The 19,517-nt window shown below is 42.9% G+C and carries 18 protein-coding genes; 7 read left to right on the forward strand and 11 right to left on the reverse strand.

What is annotated here, in order from left to right; genetic code table 11:
* Positions 1–549 precede the first annotated feature (549 nt).
* Positions 550–753, reverse strand: coding sequence for a VOC family protein (locus PNK_RS09265; RefSeq protein WP_051981655.1), 204 nt, complete (start codon positions 751–753; stop codon positions 550–552).
* A gap of 301 nt (positions 754–1,054) precedes the next feature.
* Here PNK_RS09265 and PNK_RS09270 point away from each other — a divergent pair, with 301 nt between their 5' ends.
* Positions 1,055–1,807, forward strand: coding sequence for a glucose 1-dehydrogenase (locus PNK_RS09270; protein WP_032123989.1), 753 nt, complete (start codon positions 1,055–1,057; stop codon positions 1,805–1,807).
* A 9-nt stretch (positions 1,808–1,816) separates the two neighbouring features.
* Here the strand turns inward: PNK_RS09270 and PNK_RS09275 are convergent, their stop codons facing one another.
* The 3 genes from PNK_RS09275 to PNK_RS09285 form a co-directional block, all read right to left on the reverse strand.
* Entirely contained in the window at positions 1,817–2,752 is a 936-nt protein-coding gene (locus tag PNK_RS09275; RefSeq protein ID WP_158021776.1) for a phytanoyl-CoA dioxygenase family protein, read from the reverse strand.
* Positions 2,753–2,759: 7 nt separating this feature from the next.
* The gene (locus PNK_RS09280) at positions 2,760–3,728 is read right to left on the reverse strand and encodes a hypothetical protein (RefSeq protein ID WP_059061673.1); all 969 of its coding nucleotides are present in this window, start codon (positions 3,726–3,728) and stop codon (positions 2,760–2,762) included.
* Between the two features lie 209 nt (positions 3,729–3,937).
* Positions 3,938–5,242: a PhoH family protein gene (locus PNK_RS09285; RefSeq protein WP_032123987.1), complete on the reverse strand. Its 1,305-nt coding sequence runs from the start codon at positions 5,240–5,242 to the stop codon at positions 3,938–3,940.
* A 350-nt stretch (positions 5,243–5,592) separates the two neighbouring features.
* Between PNK_RS09285 and PNK_RS09290 the strand changes: the two genes are divergently transcribed.
* The 4 genes from PNK_RS09290 (at position 5,593) to PNK_RS09305 (ending at position 10,172) form a co-directional block, all read left to right on the forward strand.
* The gene (locus PNK_RS09290) at positions 5,593–6,300 is read left to right on the forward strand and encodes a hypothetical protein (RefSeq protein ID WP_059061674.1); all 708 of its coding nucleotides are present in this window, start codon (positions 5,593–5,595) and stop codon (positions 6,298–6,300) included.
* Positions 6,301–6,578: 278 nt separating this feature from the next.
* Positions 6,579–7,871 (forward strand): SH3 domain-containing protein, encoded by a 1,293-nt coding sequence (locus PNK_RS09295; protein ID WP_158021777.1) that lies wholly within the window; start codon positions 6,579–6,581, stop codon positions 7,869–7,871.
* Positions 7,872–7,877: 6 nt separating this feature from the next.
* Entirely contained in the window at positions 7,878–8,657 is a 780-nt protein-coding gene (locus PNK_RS09300; RefSeq protein WP_032123984.1) for a DUF455 family protein, read from the forward strand.
* A gap of 78 nt (positions 8,658–8,735) precedes the next feature.
* Positions 8,736–10,172 (forward strand): YifB family Mg chelatase-like AAA ATPase, encoded by a 1,437-nt coding sequence (locus PNK_RS09305; RefSeq protein WP_059061676.1) that lies wholly within the window; start codon positions 8,736–8,738, stop codon positions 10,170–10,172.
* Between the two features lie 5 nt (positions 10,173–10,177).
* Here PNK_RS09305 and PNK_RS09310 read toward each other — a convergent pair whose 3' ends face one another.
* From PNK_RS09310 to PNK_RS09320, 3 genes are all read right to left on the reverse strand, one after another.
* Entirely contained in the window at positions 10,178–10,558 is a 381-nt protein-coding gene (locus PNK_RS09310) for a hypothetical protein (RefSeq protein WP_059061677.1), read from the reverse strand.
* Positions 10,559–10,792: 234 nt separating this feature from the next.
* Positions 10,793–11,392 (reverse strand): hypothetical protein, encoded by a 600-nt coding sequence (locus PNK_RS09315; protein WP_059061678.1) that lies wholly within the window; start codon positions 11,390–11,392, stop codon positions 10,793–10,795.
* Between the two features lie 141 nt (positions 11,393–11,533).
* The gene (locus tag PNK_RS09320; RefSeq protein WP_231909242.1) at positions 11,534–13,003 is read right to left on the reverse strand and encodes a DNA recombination protein RmuC; all 1,470 of its coding nucleotides are present in this window, start codon (positions 13,001–13,003) and stop codon (positions 11,534–11,536) included.
* 369 nt (positions 13,004–13,372) lie between these two features.
* Between PNK_RS09320 and dnaX the strand changes: the two genes are divergently transcribed.
* Both dnaX and PNK_RS09330 read left to right on the forward strand, forming a co-directional pair.
* On the forward strand, positions 13,373–15,070 hold the full coding sequence (dnaX, locus tag PNK_RS09325; protein ID WP_059061679.1) for a DNA polymerase III subunit gamma/tau: 1,698 nt from the start codon (positions 13,373–13,375) through the stop codon (positions 15,068–15,070).
* Positions 15,071–15,230: 160 nt separating this feature from the next.
* The gene (locus tag PNK_RS09330; RefSeq protein ID WP_032123979.1) at positions 15,231–15,527 is read left to right on the forward strand and encodes a YbaB/EbfC family nucleoid-associated protein; all 297 of its coding nucleotides are present in this window, start codon (positions 15,231–15,233) and stop codon (positions 15,525–15,527) included.
* 96 nt (positions 15,528–15,623) lie between these two features.
* Here the strand turns inward: PNK_RS09330 and ptsP are convergent, their stop codons facing one another.
* From ptsP to PNK_RS09350, 4 genes are all read right to left on the reverse strand, one after another.
* Entirely contained in the window at positions 15,624–17,393 is a 1,770-nt protein-coding gene (ptsP, locus tag PNK_RS09335) for a phosphoenolpyruvate--protein phosphotransferase (RefSeq protein ID WP_059061680.1), read from the reverse strand.
* A 3-nt stretch (positions 17,394–17,396) separates the two neighbouring features.
* Entirely contained in the window at positions 17,397–17,657 is a 261-nt protein-coding gene (locus PNK_RS09340) for an HPr family phosphocarrier protein (RefSeq protein ID WP_032123977.1), read from the reverse strand.
* A 113-nt stretch (positions 17,658–17,770) separates the two neighbouring features.
* The gene (gene hprK, locus PNK_RS09345; protein ID WP_032123976.1) at positions 17,771–18,718 is read right to left on the reverse strand and encodes an HPr(Ser) kinase/phosphatase; all 948 of its coding nucleotides are present in this window, start codon (positions 18,716–18,718) and stop codon (positions 17,771–17,773) included.
* 42 nt (positions 18,719–18,760) lie between these two features.
* Positions 18,761–19,488 (reverse strand): IS1 family transposase gene (locus PNK_RS09350; RefSeq protein WP_197560202.1). Its coding sequence is split into 2 segments (ribosomal slippage): positions 18,761–19,017 and positions 19,017–19,488, totalling 729 coding nucleotides; the frame shifts between segments, so codons are not numbered across the junction.
* Positions 19,489–19,517 lie beyond the last annotated feature (29 nt).

A 19,517-nucleotide genomic window follows, 5' to 3' on the forward strand; every position in this document is an offset into this window, starting at 1 on the left:
TATTTTTTATTTAACTGTATGAAGCAGACCCATTGTTGCACAACAAGAGAGTACGTATATTGATACCTGAGCCCAAAAATGAGGGAATTCAAAGCCCCTACTTTTCATTGGGAAAATAATATAAATATTTCAAAAAATATCCGCTAAACGTCTCATAATTTTTCCATAACCTATCTTTATCACTCCAATTCAAAATTTCACATCGTAATTTCTTTAATATAAAAAAATCTAGACTACATATTAACAAACACAAGATATCTATTACATACTGCAACAGCTTTTAAAAAAAGAAATCATGATGGAACACATAGATACTTCTGGAAAAGCACTTATTGAATTTTGGAAATGGGCTGCCGATAAAGGAGAAATGAATCCCAAAACAACCAGTGCAATTCAAATCATTTGCTCACAAATACTTAAATCAACATCCAGCACATGAGAAACTAATGATATCCATAATTTAAATATCGATGATATATGCCGACGTTTTCAAAAAAAAACGAAGCAGGGATTTTAAACCAACAAGTTTAGCATCATACATAATGCACTTTAAGCGATGATTTCAATTGAATGTTCATTCAAGATTTCAATGAATTCATCTAAAGGAGTATCCGTCAAAAAACAAATGTCCATAGATCCAGGCTGAGGATGAAGGGCTTTAGGCTCAAATTCGCTGCCAGGTTCATGCCGATTAATTTTTTGCTGCCCGCATAAAAGAGCTTTGCGGCAGCTTCCAAAAGTCAATCCATCCATTCCAATACCTCACAATAGAAATGAAGCTAGATCTTAATTGACTTTACTGTCAAAACGACATGATCAATCCCTAAAAAAGCCATCTTTCCTCCTTTTAGATCTTTTTGCAACTGTAACCAGAACAACTCCAATAGGCGATTGAAATTTGGCATTCTTTAATAAATAATTTCTTGACTTCGCCTATTTGACTTTATACCTTCTGATCTAAATTTATTGAATTTTTCAAACGATAAGAGCGATCAGCAAAGCTTGGCTGATCGCTAGCGCCCCAAACCGAATCTATCAAACCTGGAGCTAACCCATGTCTAAGAAATTAACCGGAAAAGTGGCTATCGTAACTGGCGCCTCCAAAGGTATTGGAGCTGCAATTGCCAAGCATCTGGCTGCAGAGGGTGCATCCGTCACTGTCAATTATGCGACAAGCAAAGAGAGTGCAGATCGCGTAGTAGAAAGCATTGAAAGAGACGGAGGTAAAGCTATTGCCATTCAGGCCAATATCGCTCAGCCAGCCGACATTCAAAAACTATTTACCACTACTTTAAAGACATTTGGACGAGTTGATATCTTGATTAATAACGCCGGCGTCTATGAATTTGGCTCCTTAGAAAGCGTCACTCCTGACTCTTTTCACAGAATATTCGATCTGAACGTGCTTGGATTAATTTTAGCCTCACAGGAAGCCGCCAAGCATTTTGGATCAAATGGCGGCAGCATTGTAAATATTAGCTCCGTTTCGAGCACATTGACCTTTCCAGAAACCACTGTTTACAGTGCCTCAAAAGCAGCCGTGGATGCCATTACTAAGTGCTTAAGTAAAGAGTTGGGGCCCCGTAAGATTCGCGTAAATGCCATCAATCCCGGCATGGTAGAAACCGAAGGTGTGCATGCAGCAGGAATCGACACAAGTGATTTTCGCAAGCAAGTAGAGACGCAAGCACCGCTTGGCAGAATCGGCCAGCCAGAAGATATTGCGCCGGCCGTCGTCTTTCTAACCTCAGATGAAGCTTCCTGGATTACAGGAGAGACTCTCTTCATTTCCGGAGGGCTCCAATAGCCCTAGAGGCTATGGTAGACGCCCCTCAGCCGATTTTAATGGCAACCAGTTAGATGGCAAATAAGCGCTTTTGCCATCAATTATATGCAAAGCGTATGCTTGGCGGGATTGCTCAGAGCGATTTTCCCGGCTCAAGTGGGGCAAATGTCCGTGCATGACGACTAGACTTCCTTTAGCGACTTCTAATGGAATCATTTCGGCAAGGGGCCACGGGGTTTCATCGTAAATATCGTAGATAATCTCCCCTTCTTTTGTCTTGAGCATTTTATATTTCAATCCAGTGAGATGGGCGCCCGGCAATACCCACAAACACCCATTTTCAATCGTAGCTTCTTCTAAAGCAAACCAAAACCCAATCAACGACTCAGGCTGTGTATGGATAAAGGTACTATCTTGATGGCAAGCAACCGCACTACCTATATGGGGCTGCTTAAACAAATACATCGATTGAAGCAGATGTGGATCTTCCCATCCCAGCTCGTTAAGAATCTGCATTATTTTAGGCTGATAGGAAAACTCTTTAAAGAACGGGTCGCTCTCATGCAAGACATAGCTTATTTTTTTGATGTGCCTGGCTTTATCAAGCTGTTCGGGATGGGAAAACTGAAACGCCTGCTCTTCAAAGAAAAAGCATAGTTTTTCTCCCTTACCCAAGTAATAGTTTTCCCATGAGAAGGGCTTAGGTTGGCCTGCATGGATCAAGGCTAATTCCAAAAAATTGCATGTAGAAACAAGCTCCGAAGCTCTTTTTTTTAATGCCTCGCATACCCCGCTTGCAGCAAAATTTTCAACCACTAAAAAGCCATTGTCTTGAAAAAAAGTCTTTTGTTGGGGAGTCAAAACATTGTGTGAAGAAGAAGCTATCACCTGGCTTTGCCAGGCGATAAGCACGTACAAAGCCAGTAATAAAAGAGACCTGAAGCCTCGAGCTGTTCCTTGATCCATTATTTGATTAACTAGGTGAGCTTGCACGTTCTGGAAAATAACGGCTTATGAATTCTTTAACCGTAATCGATTCATTTTTTATCAGAGGAAGCATGGGAATCGATTTACCTCTGACTTGGTTGAATACTTTACGGGGCTCGAAAAAGAGCTCTTGATCCCAACTAGAAAGGTATTTAAATAATTTTTCACCGAGATCAGCCTCATGTAGAGAGTCAAAATGACAACGCTCCTCGTTGAGCGTGAATCCTTGAAACAGAGCGCGCACTTCCATGATTTCAACAAAGTTCCGGGTCGTATCCGTTTGAGTCATGTCTTCGGTCGCTTTTCTCATTCCAGGAAAGTAATGGTCCCAAAAGGCCTTTCTGTAGCTCAACTCCGCTTTCAAATCAAACTTCAACTGTTTATCCACCATCTCGTAAAAAGAGACATTCTTTTTAATCATGTCTAAATGCTCGTGCTCCGAATCTGTAAATTCTTCTAGCTTATACCACGATTGAATGAGAATCTCTTTCACCATCGTATTATGGTCATCTAATCCCATTAGCATCTCTGAAAGCGAAGGATAGCGCGCATCTGTCAATTTCGTATCGCGATCGTGCACAATTTTGCCCACACTTGCAATGACTTTCTGCACTTGAGAGGGATCAAGCAATTGGGCTCTTTTAGCAATATAGCCATCTTTTTTATACATCTCAATGTGAGCCTGCTTTTTAATATGGGCCAAAATGTCTCCTGACTGTTGTTCAGAAATCTGATCATCGACGAGGTTTAAAGAGACAATTTTCTCAGCAAAAGCTCTATAAGCGACTTCCTCAATCAAATTATGAATCAGCATCAACTGCCCAGCCTTGCTTTTCTCATCGAAAGAACAGCCAGAAATGAAACTTATCACTCTGCCAAAAAATGAAACCGTCTGCTTCGCTGGCAGGCTTCCTTCTTGCGGTAAAGTTAAAAAAAATGAGGAAATAGCGTGCATGATACCACCCTTATTAATTTGTTAGCCGCACATATGATACGACTATTATTAATAAGGAATTAAAGAAAAATAAAATTCATATAAAGGAGATCTGCAATCATTTATTAAAGGAGCGAAAGAATTCGTAGCAATGATAAACTCTCAATAATCTCTCCTTAAGAGAAATTATTGAGAGTCCTGTTCTAGGCAAACAGCTTAACTTGGTGGATTTACATCACTTCAGCGGCCAAGGCGGCCAATTCTGAACGCTCTGTTTTATCTAAGAAAATATGACCGTATATTTTTTGGTCTAAAAAGCGACCGACGGTAAATGTCAATCCATTAGAGTCCTTATCGAGATAAGGATTGTCGATTTGGGTTGGATCACCAGCTAAAACGACTTTCGTTCCCTCTCCAGCCCGAGAAATAATCGTTTTGACTTCATGAGGCGTCAAGTTTTGGGCCTCGTCAATAATCATGAACATTTTAGGAAGCGTTCTTCCACGAATATAAGTCACGGCTTCCATTTCAATTTTTTTACTATCCATGACCCACTTGAGAGTCTCATTTGATTCGCTTCCGGTCGATGCGCAGAGGTATTCTAAATTGTCGTAAATGGGCTGCATCCAGTGAAACAGCTTTTCTTCTTTGGTTCCAGGAAGATAGCCAATGTCACGCCCGAGTGGAACAATGGGACGCGTGACGAGAATGCGAGAATACACTCCTTCGTCAAATACTTTGCGCAAGCCGCAAGCTAAGGCTAAAATTGTTTTCCCCGTTCCAGCAGGCCCCATTAAGGTCACAAGCTTGATATCGTCGCGTAAAAGGAGATCCATCGCACACCGCTGCTCAACATTGCGCGGTTTAATTCCCCACAGCTGAGTCGGCTTTAAAAGAGAATCGACGCTCTTATGAACGGGATCATACTTTCCAATCGCCGATGAATTTTCTGGAGAAGTCATCACAAAATATTCATTTGGATGGGGCTCCGTCTTTAAATGTGGAAGGGGAAGCTTTCCATCTTTGTAGAATAAATCGATCTCATGCTTTGGCATTTCAATGCGATGAATGCCTCGATAGACCGCTTCGTAGGAGTACTTAAAGTTCTCATAATCTTCAGCCTCAATCCCAAGCGCTTCAGCCTTTAAGCGTGCGGCAAAATCTTTGGATACAAAAACAACCTTTTCGCCAAGTTCTTGCAAAAGATAGGCTGCCATCAAAATGCGATTGTCGTTGATCGTAAGCTCAAAGTTATACTTATAGTCCGTCTTAACCTCGAGCTGGATCTTAACCGTAGCCCCATTATCCAGCTTAACACCAGTATGTAGATTGCCCTTTCCGATTTTTTTCAACGAGTCCAAGATGCGAATCGTTTCGCGAGCATTTTTTCCAAGCTCGTTGGGCAAACGCTTCATCTTATCGAGTTCTTCTAAAACTGCGACAGGAATGACTACATGATTGCGAGGAAACTTCATCAGCGAAGCAGGATCTATTAAGAACACATTGGTATCGATAACAAATGTCTTGTGCGCCACGTCATTCTCCTTAAAAAACCTAATAAGGAGCCATCATACGCAGCCCCTTGATCAGTGACAAGCAAAAAGTTTATTACTCTATAAATTAGCGCTCCTTGAATTAAGCACTTGAACAACCAGAGTGCTAAATTCATTGCTAAATATTCTCATTATGTGTAAAATAGGTTGAATACATCGGATGTAATTGGAAACAATTGCAAGGTGTAGGCATCGATAGAGAAGAGGCATACGGCTTATCATCTCATTTTTTTCTTTTCTATCTAAGACAGTGAAGATAGACGTTTCTCGCCCATCTTTGCTCAAAAAATCAAGCAACTAGATGATTATCTGGTTAAAGGAGATTGAGCGCTATGCAAGTAAAAATCACAGAAAAAATCCTCAGTATTACCCCTTATCTTTCGACTAGCTGGGCACATATTGCAGCACTGCACATGAAGGGAGGCGTGATGGCTGTGACTTTGGTTGATGGAGATACAGTCAATGTACCTGGGTTATCAAACGAGACGATTGAACAGATCTTCATGCGGCACGCAGCTTACTTAGATAACGAACAGATGCCAACTCCTTTACAAACCTCTGTTTCAAAGGAAGAGAGCCTAAAAGATTTGCTAGAACAAGGTGAATCTCCTTTACGATTCGTATTTGGCTCTCCTATGGAAGGATTATCGACAGCCTTACAGCACGATCCATCGCAAGCCAACGCGGCTGATTTGCCAGCAGAGGTATTACAAAAAATCGGCGCTATTTCCAAGATCATTGCCCCAGCCGAAGAGTTGTCTTTGCCAAAAGCCGAACCTTTTTGCAATTGTTTTCACTGTCAAATAGCACGTGCAATGAGCTCGGATGCAAGCCAGCCTGGTGAAGAAATCATCGAAGAAGTTTCGGATGCTGACTTACAATTTCAAGAGTGGATGATTACTCAAACAGGAGAGCAGCTCTTTTCGGTCGCAAGTCGATTAAATGAACATGAGAAATACAGTGTTTATTTAGGACAACCAGTGGGTTGCACCTGTGGAAAAGCGGGATGTGAGCATATTTTAGCCGTCTTAAAAAGCTAAGCCTTAGAGGGTAAAAATCCGATCGGGTTGGTGTGCTCTAAACTTGCTAGAAAATTGCAAAGCAGCCGGATCGTACTTGTAAACACCCTCTTAGATTTTCTCAGGAGTCGTGCAAGGCAGCATGCTCCTTAGAAAACTTCTTTGGCCTACCTGTAAATAAAAAATTTGCTATCTCCGAAACCCATCTTCTCTTCTCTAAATGCTTTGCATAAAAGTCTTAAAACTTTAGAATCCTTTTTCAGTTACCGATTTTAACCTGTTTATTTTATGAGGACAAAATGATGAGGAAAGCTCCCCCCTCTTTATTAACTGTTTTATCTTTGCTACTCCCTCTATCTTCTTTGACAGCCGAAGGTAAAGCTGAAGCGCCTGCTATCCATTCTACATCACCTGCTGAAAAAGTAGCGCCAAAGGCTTCTTCATATGACGCCTTTACTGGTAAAATTACAAAAAACAAAGTTCGTCTTCGCCTACAACCGGCCTATGACGGACATGTCTTACGTGAATTCCAGCGTAACGACATGGTTGTCGTGCTGGGAGAAACAGAGGATTTTTACGCCATTCAACCTCCAGCAGATGCTAAAGGATATGTATTTAGAACTTATATTCTGGACAACATTGTGGAAGGCACACGTGTCAACGTAAGGCTAAAGCCTGATTTAGATGCACCAGTTATTGCTCAACTGAATTCTGGCGACCATGTAGAGGGTGTCATTAGCCCATCCAACAACAAGTGGCTCGAAATCAAAATTCCTTCTTCTACACGCTATTACATTGCCAAAGAATACATAGAAAAGATTGGCGATGCAGGCTTGATGGCACGCCAAGAAAAAAGAAAGGAAGATGTCTACAGCCTCTTATCAAATACAGAATCAATCAGCCGTCTTGAAATGGCAAAGCCTTTCGATCAAATTAATCTAGACGGTGTGAAATCGAATTACCAGCACATCATCCACGACTACACAGACTTCCCCGAAGCTGCAGCTAAAGCCAAAGAGTTGTTAGCATCTCTTCAGGACGCTTATATTGCCAAAAAACTCGTGTTTTTAGAGTCGCAAGCACAGCGTTCATCAACTGTCTTAGAAGCTAAAAACAAGCAGTTAGTTGAAGAGTTGCATGCTCATAAAACGAAGCTAGCTACTTTAGAGCAGAAGATCGAAAAAGACAAAAAAGAAACTACAGTCACAAACAGTACTCCAGCTCTTGTTCAACCAGTTAAGAAACCCACCCAGCTCCCTGTCAACATGTCTATTTGGTTGCCAGCGGAAGAAAGATTATTTGCAGAATGGGTCGAACAAACTGGCAAGAACAACCCAAACATGTTCTACGAAGAGCAAATGAAGAATGCCTTTATTTTAAAAGGAATTGTAGACCCTTATACCCGTCCAGTTAAAAACAAGCCTGGCGATTACATGTTGATCAATTCTTCTAGTAAATTGCCTATAGCGTTTCTCTACAGCACGCAAGTCAATTTACAAGACTTTATCGGACATGAAGTCTCTATACGCGTGGCTCCTCGGCCAAATAACAACTATGCCTTCCCGGCTTATTTTGTGTTATCACTCGAGTAGTTGACGATGGAATTGCGTGAGTGGGCTCAATCCATTTTAGCTGCTGACACAATGGAAGGTAAGCTGGATCATCCAGGTCTTTTAACAGACTTTGAGCCTGGCTCGCCTCTCATTTGGACCGAGCCTGTTCGTCCAGCAGGGATGTCTTTCAATCGACACACGCGCGAGGAAAGACTCCCCTCCTTTCAAGAGCATCATGATCCTGACAAACGGGCTATTTGCCTTCATCGCTTTGCAGGGCATGAGTTATTGGCTGTCGAAATGATGGCTTTCACTCTGCTTGCCTTTCCAGATGCACCCAAAAATTTCCGTCGCGGCGTAGCCAATACTTTGCGCGAAGAGCAAGGGCATGTCCGCCTGTATATGAATCGCATGAGCCAGCTGGGAATTCAATTCGGCGATTTGCCTCTCTACAAACATTTTTGGAAGCATACCCCTCACATCACTTCTCCAATCCACTACATTAGCTTGATGAGCCTGACGTTTGAAATGGCCAACCTGGACTTTGCTCCCATGTACGGCAAATCATTTCTTCATTTTGGCGATACAGAATCGGCCGCGTTGATGGCAACTATCCTTACAGACGAAATCGCGCACGTTGGTTTCGGCTGGCATTGGCTGCGCCGCTTAAAAGATGAGGGCATGACTGAATGGGATACTTGGGAAAGCACCCTTGCCACCACCCTTTTAACGCCCAAAAGGGCTAAAGGCTTTGTCCTCCATGAAGCCCCTCGCACCCAAGCCGGCATCCCAGAAGAATGGATCCAAAAGCTCAAAAGCTTTTAAAGCAAACCTCTTGTACAATCGTTCTTCATTAAAAAAACCAAAGAATGTAAAGTTTATTTTTTACTTTCTGGTGTTTTTATGTCACTCTCGCGCATTCATTGCCTATCCCTTTATGGCCTCGAAGCAATTCCTGTAGAGGTTGAAGTCGATGTTCTCAAAGCTGACAAATTGACACTAGTCATTGTTGGCTTGCCGGATACAGCTCCTGGCGATTTAAAAAAAGAAGGGGCTTTGTACGATCTTCCAATCGCCGTCGGCTTGTTGCGTTCGCTCGGCATGTTAAAAGACCAAGATCGGCATGCCGACTATTTGATTATAGGAGAGCTTGGCCTAAGCGGCCAGCTGCGCCCAATAGCTGGAGCCTTAGCAATAGCCCTCCTTGCTAAAGAGATGGGGAAAAAAGGCGTACTGCTTCCTGCCAGCAATGCCAAAGAAGCTGCCGCCGTCACAGGAATTCAAATTTTTGGCATTCAGAGCTTAAAAGAAGCCGTACAGTTTTTACACAATCCCGATGACTTTAAACCCATTCCCCCTTTCACTAGACCTGAAGAATTAACTCAAACTCCGCAGATTGATTTCAAAGACATCAAAGGGCAATCCCACGTCAAAAGGGCTCTGGAAATTGCCGCTGCAGGAGCGCACAACATCCTTCTATCTGGTCCTCCAGGCTGTGGTAAAACGATGATGGCAAAAGCATTGATAGGCATCATGCCGGCCCTAACATGGGAGGAGGCACTAGAAGTCACCCGCATTCATTCCATTTCTGGTCTACTCCCTGAAGGGCAGTATCTTCTCTCGCAGCGCCCTTTTCGCTCTCCACACCACACCATTAGTTATGCGGGATTAATTGGTGGAGGCACCTATCCAAGGCCTGGAGAGGTTTCGCTCGCTCATCAAGGGATTTTATTTTTGGATGAATTACCTGAATTTCCCCGTTCCGTCTTAGAGGTTTTAAGGCAGCCTATCGAAGATCGCAAAGTCACCATCAGCCGTGCAAGCGGCAAGTTTACCTTTCCCACGACATTCATGTGCGTAGCAGCCATGAATCCCTGCCCTTGCGGCTATTTAGGCCACCCTGACAAACCTTGCAAGGATACCCCGGCACAAATTGAACGCTATCATGGAAAAATCTCAGGCCCGCTAAAAGACAGATTGGACATGCACATTGCAGTGCCCCCGGTGCGCTATCAAGATCTTTTAGAGGGATCAGACAGCGAATCATCGAGTACTATCCGCTCCCGCATCGTAGAGGCAAGAGCGATCCAATCGAAACGGTTAGGGTCAGGAAGAACAAATGCATTGCTCACAGCCGCCGAACTTAAAAAGCATTGTCAATTGACTGCACAATGTACATCGATCTTACACACTGCCATTGAAGGGATGGGGCTTTCGGCACGCGCGTGCGACCGCTTGTTGCGTATCGCCCGTACCATAGCCGATCTAGCCTCCTATCCGACTGTCGAAGAAGCTCATCTCTTGGAAGCCATAAGTTTTAGAGAAGTCGATGGAAAGTAAGAGAATTATTGAGCCAGCTGAGCTGTTCTATAATAGGAAAAATCTTTGCATTTCGTGTACGATTCGATGCCAATCAAAACAGCGCTAACAATGACTCCAATTTGCCCAATTAAACCCCAGCGGTATAAGAGTCCCATTGTAGTCAAACTGAAGGTGATATTGGTCATCGCATAAATCTTGGCCGATCGCCTCCCTCCATCACCAAGCAAGCCGTTCGCGATGCCATAAATGGCAATCTCGGCTAATTGATGTACTGCCAATGCCAGGCCAAATACTCCGGGAGAAGCAGCTTTCGTACAGCGTCCAATTGTATAACCCACTCCAAATCCCATAAATGGCTGAATGAATAATCCAAAAACAGAAGGTCCAGAAAATGAATGGGCCATAGTAATCCTTGCATTCCAAAAATAAACGGAAGAGTTAATTTTATTTTAGATATTGTTTGAAGTCAAACTAAAACCCATCAAAATCCCATTCAATAAAAGAAAACATCAGAATTAATTTAGAAGAAAAAAGAATGAGAAGTCTGCCAGGAAAGAATCTGCGAATGTTATCAATAGGATAGCAAAAAGAGCTTTTTGCTATCCTTGCTAACCTGAACTTTGCAAGTTTTATATCGCCTAGTTGATTGAAAGTTTCAAGGCTTCCAAAAGCTCAGTCTTTTCTGCAATCTCTCTATCAGCCTTTTGAAGAAAATCTTTTTCCACCTGGCTCAATGCAGTAGGGTCATATTTATTTCTTAACTCTTTTAGTTTAGCCAGGTCTGACTCTACTTGCTCGATTTGAGTTTGCTTTAGATTCCGAATGAGTATTCCTCCAGCCAAATCATGCACGCGCTGTATTCCAAAAAGTAATGTGATCGTTTTCAGGTCATTTGAAGCCACTTGAATAAAATCTTCCGAGAGCCTTTTAACAGTGTGATTTAAAAGGTTTTTCTCAATCGTGGAAGCTTGTTGAATGAGGGAAAGCGTCATTGAGTTTGAGGCTTTTCGATCTTGATCTTGAACAATCAGATACGTGGTCTCTGCTAAAGACAACGTTTTAGATGACATCATTTCCAGCACAGGTCTTAACTGCGAAGCAGTAATAATTTTTTTAGAAATCTCAGTAATAAGCATGTTGAATTCATCAAGCTCGACTGGGAGTGGCGCTTCAAGAGAATCGCTCCATGAAAAATCCTCAATTGCCTGCTTGTAATCAACATTAACAGTGAAATTCATAAATCATCCCTTTATTAGTTAGTATTCGAATTAAAATTATAAATAAAAATAAGATTAAAATCGATTTAATAAAAATTAAAACTCAAAATTACAATCCAGAAAAGTCTTTTAACAAGGAAGAACGAGAAGCTTGCCTGTAGTTTAATTTAAAGTTTTTGTTAGCTGCCTTTCTTTTTGTCCAGAGCGCGCCATTGTTTCGATTGTGTCCAAAATAGGAATTTCATCGCTTGAGGAAGCGCCCAATTCCTTAAATTTGCGTGCTGTTGGAAGGACCCGGTTTTCGAATGAGCCGACCGTTTTATTATAGGCTTCGACAGTTCGTTCAAGCCCTCGCCTCACCTCTTCAAAGTGTTCGGCTAAGATCCGGATACGATCGTGAAGAGTTTTGCCAAGTTCGCTAATTTTCTGTGCATTTTCGGCAATCAATTCTTGGCGCCATCCGTAAGCCACGGCACGCAGAAGAGCAATCAATGTTGTAGGGGTTGCCAGGATTATTTTCTGTTCGACACCCCATTCGATCAATTCAGGATCTTGTTCCAGGGCGGCGCTGAAGAATGTTTCGCCCGGAAGAAAGAGCACAACAAATTCAGGAGCAGGCTGAAATTGGTCCCAATAAGATTTTGCTGCCAGCTGGTTAATGTGAGTACGGATGTGGCGAGCGTGATCTTTTAACTTGGCAATCCGGCCAGTCTCGTCCGGCCATTCCAGGGATTCCAAATAAGCGTGCAGAGGAGCTTTGGAATCGACCACGATTTGCTTAGAATTCGGTAGTTTGATGAGCAGATCGGGGCGTAGGCGCCTTTCATCAACGGTCACAGATTCTTGCTGGACAAAATCGCAATGCTCAACCATGCCAGCCATTTCAACAACGCGCTTGAGCTGGATCTCACCCCATCTACCGCGCACATGAGGTGCCCGCAAGGCTTTGACAAGGTTAGAGGTTTCTAATTGCAGTTGGGTTTGGGATTTAGCCAACGCATGCACCTGCTCGCTCAAGCTCGTATAAGCAGTCAAACGAGCTTTTTCCAATTCGTTAATTTTCACGTCAACGGCTTGTAAAGTCGTTTGAACAGGTTTAACCAACTCGTCAATCGCTTTTTGCCGCATTTGAAGATCATGCTTTGCCCCTTCTTGCAGCTTTTCGAATTTGAGAGAGGCAACATCTAAAAACGATTGAATATTATTTTTTAGTGCATCTACCGACAAGGCTTTAAAAGACTCTGTTAGACGCTCTTGGGCCTGCTGCTGGAAAAGCAATTTTTCCTGTTCATGCTCAGACTGTTTTTTAAGGCAGGCTTCTTTTTCAGCAAGTTGACTTTTTAAAAGGGAATTCTCTGCAAACATTTTATCTTCGGACAAACGCAATTCTTTCACGTCAGATTCTAAGACAGGAAGGCGCGTATTTTTCTCTTCAGCAATGGCCCGTCTTTCACATTCACGCATCCAATCGGTTTGAATGGCAGCCTTCTCGGCCGATAAATTTTGCTTCTCCTCTTCCAAACGACGCATCTTTGCCAAAGCCCATACAAAAAAAACACCCATCCCCCCTAGTGTTATCCCGAGGAGTGGAAGGAGAATATTTGCCGTCATTAGAGAATAAAAAGTATCCATACTCGCCGCCACATCAGTGATTGCAAGGTTTTGCTCAATGAAGAAGAGAGCGCACCTTTTGATTTAAAAAAATTGTTAATATCTTCTTGATGGTTGCCGTCTATCATGATCTAATTCGCTCTATTCTGAAAAGAGAAAAATTATGCCTAATTTTTCCTTAAGCCCCTCTAAATCTTACTTATATCTTTATGGACTCACTAACCTCTGTCCAACTAAGCACCATGATTGCTAGATTTTTGCAATAAGCCCATGAATTTAAATAGCAGAGGCGCTGTTTCGGCTGGGAGCAGTTACAAAGAAAGAGTCTATTTGCATAAATTCGCCTAGGTCATTAAACTAAGAGACGTTTCTAAATATAGATTGGGTTTTATGTCTGATTATCAAGTCATTGCACGCAAATTCCGTCCCCAAACATTTAAAGAAGTCATGGGGCAAGAAGCCATTGTCACGACTTTAAAAAATGCCATTAAATTTAAACGTTTGGCGCAAGCCTATCTTTTTTGCGGATCGCGCGGGACAGGCAAGACGACATTGGCACGCATTTTTGCAAAAGCCATCAATTGCCAGCAGCCAACTGAAGACTTTGAACCCTGCAATCAATGTTCTTCCTGCAGAGAAATTACGAGCGGATCATGTTTAGATGTTTTAGAAATAGATGGAGCCTCGCATCGAGGGATTGAAGATATCAGACAAATCAATGAAACGGTTGGCTATGCTGCAGCGTCCGGGCATTATAAAGTCTACATCATTGACGAAGTTCACATGCTGACCAAAGAAGCCTTCAACGCCTTATTGAAAACTCTGGAAGAGCCTCCCCCTAAAGTTAAGTTTTTCTTTGCCACCACAGAAGCACACAAAGTTCTTCCTACCATCTTATCCCGCTGCCAACGTTTTAATTTGAACCGCATTCCTCTGTCTCACATTGTAGCGAAATTGCGCCGCATTTCCGAACAATTAGGAGCGGATGTAGAGGAAGAAGCTTTACAGCTTCTTGGACAGCGGGCAGAGGGCGGGCTAAGAGATGCCGAGTCGCTATTTGACCAAATCCTGGCCTTTTCAGAAGGAAAAATCACCACTGACACCGTCCAATCTATACTAGGCTTGATGCCAAGGGAAGCTTATTTTGAATTGGATCAGGCTGGTAAAGAAGCCGATTTTGGCAAAGCCTTTGAAATTGCCCACCGCATTTTTGCCGAAGGCAAAGACCTCTCTCATTTCATTGAAGGCCTAGTCGATCACTTTCGCCATATTTTGCTGATTCAACTCTCCGGAAAAAATTCCCCTCTTCTCTCATTATCACCCAAAGAAAAAGAGCTTTACGAAGCGGCTGCTCGCCTTTACACGCAGGAGCAATGCTTAGATTTAATTGATTATCTGATCGAGTCGACTCAGCAAATCCGCTTTGCCCAGTCTGGTAAAATTGCATTGGAAGCCATTTTACTTCATATCATGCGCAGCCATTTTCGCTTGCCTATCGAAGTTTTAGTGCGCCGTTTGAGCGAATTGGAGCACGCCATTGGCGAACAAGTAGCATCTTCACCATCGCCCCATTCATCGAAAACCATTCTGCCACATGCGGCCTCAACACCTCCTCCTTCCACTTCTCATTCACAGCCAACACCGCCTCACCCCATCCCTCCCTCTCCACCTAAAACTCTGTTACAATCCCCCTCTCCACCACCCATTGTTGCCGTGCCTTTGCCACAAGCGCAGGCCCTTCCGTCTGCTCCTGTTGCCGCACCTAAGCATCCCCAGCCGCCCCCTGCACCTGTACAGCAGGTTTTGGCACCTTCCCTCTTTGAATCATTTGTCAGTGAAGATCCTACTCCCTCTCGTGCAGATTTAGGATTGCCTCCCCAAAGACCTGTTGAACCGCCTAAGCGTGTAGCTCCTGCCCCAGCGCCTCCAAAGCCAGTAGCTGTTGCACCGCCTGCACCAATGCCGCCACCGGCGCCAGCCACCGTCTTTGGAACAGGCATTGACAAAAAGACGCCCATGCATCGATACGACACCCTCTTTCAATTTGCTGCAATTGAATTAGATGGAAGGTTGCAAAGAAATGCCTGAGAGTTTGCCATCATTTCATGACTTCTCTTGACAGCTAGACTTCATTCTCCGCATAATTGCGCTGATTGCAAAAAATGAAATTGTTTGAAGACTTAAGACCGGGGGCTTCGGCCTGCAGAGCGGCTAATACTTAGGTTATGAACTACAAGGAGATAAAAGAATGGGAACAGGTTTTTCCAAAAAAAAGAAAGAAGCTCGCTTAATTCAGCAACAAATTAGCCGAGTGCAAACAGAGCTGCACAATTTAGAGGTCGTAGGAGCTGCTGGCAGCGGTTTAGTGACAGTGACTTTGACTGGCGATGGCGAAATGAAGCAAATCAAAATTAAGCCCGAATGCGTTGACGTTGAAGATTTAGAAGGTTTAGAGATTTTAATTCGCGCTGCACATGAAGATGCGCATAAGCGTCTGAGAGAGCAAAGCCCTCCCCTTCCTGGATTGCCGGGTTTCTTTGCATAAGTCACTCAAATGAGTCATCTAAACATGAGGGCCTTATAAAGGGCCTTCATGCTTAAAACCAGACTTCTACCTCGGCATCCCACTCAGGCCTACACCTTAAGCATCATTACTCTTCACGTTATAGAAAAGGTCGTGAGGAACATTTTTCTGATATTCATGCGTCAATAATTCTAATACCTCATGCGCCGTCGTCAAACTAAGAGCCTTATCAGCCAAATGGACGGCATCTACAATACTTGTGCTGCGTATAGCATTCTTAATGACAGGTAAATACCTTGGAGCGACAGAGAGTTCTTGGATCCCAAGGCCGAGCAATAATGGAGTAAAGCGAGGGTCAGAAGCGATTTCTCCGCATACAGACACCGGAACATGGGCTTTATTCGCTTCCGTCGTGATTAACTTAATTAAACGGATAACGCTTGGATCAGTTGGCTCATTAAATTCATTCACGGTATGATCTCTTCGATCGATGGCCAAAGCATACTGCACCAAATCATTGGTTCCAATCGATAAAAAATCGCATTCTTTCACAAAGTGATCGACGATTAAAGCAGCCGACGGCACTTCAATCATGCAGCCAACGCGAATGGCATGCCCAATCTGCAGCTCTTCACACACTTCATGAAGCATTTTTTTAGCTTCCTTTAACTCAGATAAAGTTGCTATCATAGGAAATAAAATGCTGACCTGGCCAAGGCAGCTTACGCGTGCAATCGCCCTTAGCTGAGATTTGAGCAATGTCTTTTCTTTTAATAGAAAACGAGTTGCGCGGCACCCTAAGAAAGGATTTCTTTCAACAGAAAACGAGTGATGTAAAGAAGCCTTATCCCCTCCCAAATCGAATGTGCGGATAACAACTGGCAAGCCGTTCATTTGCTCAATAATGTTGCGATAAATGTGAAACTGCTCTTCTTCCGATGGAATCTCATTTTGGGGAAGGAAAATATATTCCGATCTGAATAAACCAATTCCTCTTCCACCTAACTGATGTAACAAATCAATCTCATGAGCTACCTCCAAGTTCGCATGCAGGCGGACTTCATAACCATCATACGTTTGGGCAGGCCAATTGATAACCTCTTCAAATGCCTTAACCTGGCAACTCATTTTCAGCTTCAGCAACTCGTACTTGTACAGCGTCGCTTCAGTTGGATTCAGAATGATTTGTCCTGTCCGGCCATCCACTATCATCGTGCGATTGGCATTTTCCCTTATAACATCGAGGCTAATATTAGAAATATACGGAATCCCCTTCGCTTTAGCAACAATGGCTGCGTGCGAAGTGACTCCTCCATTTTCAGTCAGAAAAGCTCCTACATAGCAAGCTTGAGCGCCTGCAGCATCAGAAGCCGTCAACTCCTGGGCGCACACAATGGAATTGGCTGGAACATCGCACAAAGAAAAATTACCGCTTTCAGACAGATAAGAAAAAATGCGCTGAGAAACATCTTCTACATCTTTAAAGCGTTCAACAAAAAAAGAATCTTTTAAAGACAAAAAACGCTCTTGGAGTTTAGCCAGAGACTGTTGAAAAATAAATTCAGCATTTTTTTGAGTGTGCCGGATGTCCTGCTCAATTTCATTTGTCATTAAAGGATCATCCAGCATTTCAAGCTGCGCTTCTAAAATCATAATCCCGTCTAGAGCCGACTCAGACTCCAGCTGCTTTTGCAAGCGCTTGATGTCTTGTTTGCTCCGCGATAGTGCAATGCGGTAGCGTTCGACTTCACGTTCAGTATCGGCGGCCGATATAAGCCTTTCAGAAATGACAAACTCATCTCGGTTAAGAAAAAACGGTTTTCCAATAGCAATGCCGCGACAAATAGGACACCCCGTCAGAATTACCTCTTCTGGATCGACGTGCATTTTTTACTCTCCGAATTGATTTTCAAAGGCCTCGAGCAGTTTAGACATGACCATATCGGCATCCTCACCTTCTACATCAATGGTAATCTTAGAATTCCTTCTGGCGGCCAGCATGAGAATGCTCAAAATACTTTTAGCATTAATAGTCTCTTGCTTATGCGTAAAGTAAACATCGCTCTTACAATTTTGCAATAATTTGACAATTGTGGTTGCAGGCCTTGTGTGAAGACCCATTCGATTCTTTACTTGAACTTTGCAGACCATTTTCACAACGCCTATCCTCGATGAATTTTGAACTTATATACAAAAACTTCTGAAAAAAGGCTGTGAACTTATTCAGAATCCTATTTTCCAGATCTTTTGCAGATATTGTTATGTTAGGGCAGCACTCTATTTCTCACTCTCGATGTTGTCAATTCCAATACTTTAGCACTAAATTCCTGAGCCGAATTGTATCCCATGTCCTTCAAACGATGATTCAATGCAATCGTTTCCAGTAAAAGGACGACATCGCGGCCGGGTTTAACAGGCAGGAGCAGATAAGGAAGTTTAACATCTAAAATCGTCGTAAACTTTTCTTCCAAACCAATGCGATCATAAAAATGTTCATCCCGCCACACCTCTAATCGAACGACAATATCAATACTTTTCTGATTGCGGACACAGACAGCTCCGTAGAGATTAGCCACATTAATAATTCCAATCCCTCGAATTTCCATGTGATGGCGAGTCAAAGCGGCTCCAGAGCCTTCTAAATAAGCCCCTTCTTTCTTCTTCACCTTGACAATGTCGTCAGAAATTAAACGATGCCCCCTTTCAACGAGTCCTAAAGCCGCTTCACTTTTTCCAACAGCCGAGTCCCCTTGAATTAGTACACCAACGCCAAAAACTTCCACTAATGTTCCGTGGCAGCTGACACTCGGAGCAAACTCTTCTGTCAATAACAGTGTCAGCTTACTCAGAAGATTCATTGTGGATAAATTAGTGCGAAAGAGCGGCACGCCTAATTTTTCACAAATCGTGCGTAGCTCCCTTGGAGGGCGGTAACGTCTGGCTACAATGACAGCTGGTGTCTTCGCCGTTAAAATAGCGCGTAAACGCTCAATGCGGATTTGGGGAGCTAAATCGCGGATATACTCGATTTCAACCTTCCCAAAAATCAAAATGCGTTTTTCAGCATGATTTTTTAGATAACCGCAAAGGCTCAATCCGGGGCGATGAGCCTCAGGAACCTTGATGCGTCTATCCATTCCTTTTTTGCCAGCAGTTAACTCTAAACTTAAGCGCTTAGCATGTCTTTCGTATAAATCTTTAACCAGATACATGTGTGATCAAATCAGTCGATTTTTTCCAAATAAAAGGTAGTCCTAAAGATGTAATGCTCGCCTTTGATTGTAGTCACAAATAAAATATTTTAGCATACCTATATGGTTTGCTAGTTTTTTCGAAAAAGAAAGAGTCTTTCTCACCAGTCGAGAGCATCTTTGTCTGAGGGTATTATTAAATCTTTCAATGTAGCTTGTTTTACCTGATTCTTTTCCAACCGGTCGATGTTGAAGCCATGGAATGGTTTCATAGTAAACAGAGAACTTATCTGTATAAAAGATGGCTTTTTTTTTAAGTCTTCGGGCAATTTTTCTAATAAGCATTCAGCTGCTTGTCTTGTTCGCTTACCAACATGCATTGCCAAAACCTGCCGAGTTTTGGAATGAAAAACAAGCCATAACCACTGCTGATTATCTTTTTTTTTAACATAACTCCATTGCTCATCTAACTCAACAAAAGCCACTTCAAGCTCATCAGCACAGGTTACCGTCGCATTCAGATCACCCGGGAGTTCTTTGATAATTTCATTAATAAATTGCAAAAGCCATGGCATGCTCACATTAAAAATTCGGCAGACCCCCTCAAGAGAAACTCGTTCGAGAAGTGCTTGGCGAATCAACGATCTCTTCTCTTCATTAATTATTTTCTGCTGAGGATCAAGGACAAACTGTCGTCCACAAGCAAGGCATTGGTGATTTTGCTTTCCGTTGTGAATATGACCATTTTTTTTGATCGATGTTGAAGAGCAAGCTGGACATTCTAGAAGCATTGTTTTCCTGGGTTATAAACCAAAGACGA

This window comes from Candidatus Protochlamydia naegleriophila (assembly GCF_001499655.1).
Taxonomy (GTDB): Bacteria; Chlamydiota; Chlamydiia; order Chlamydiales; family Parachlamydiaceae; genus Protochlamydia; species Protochlamydia naegleriophila.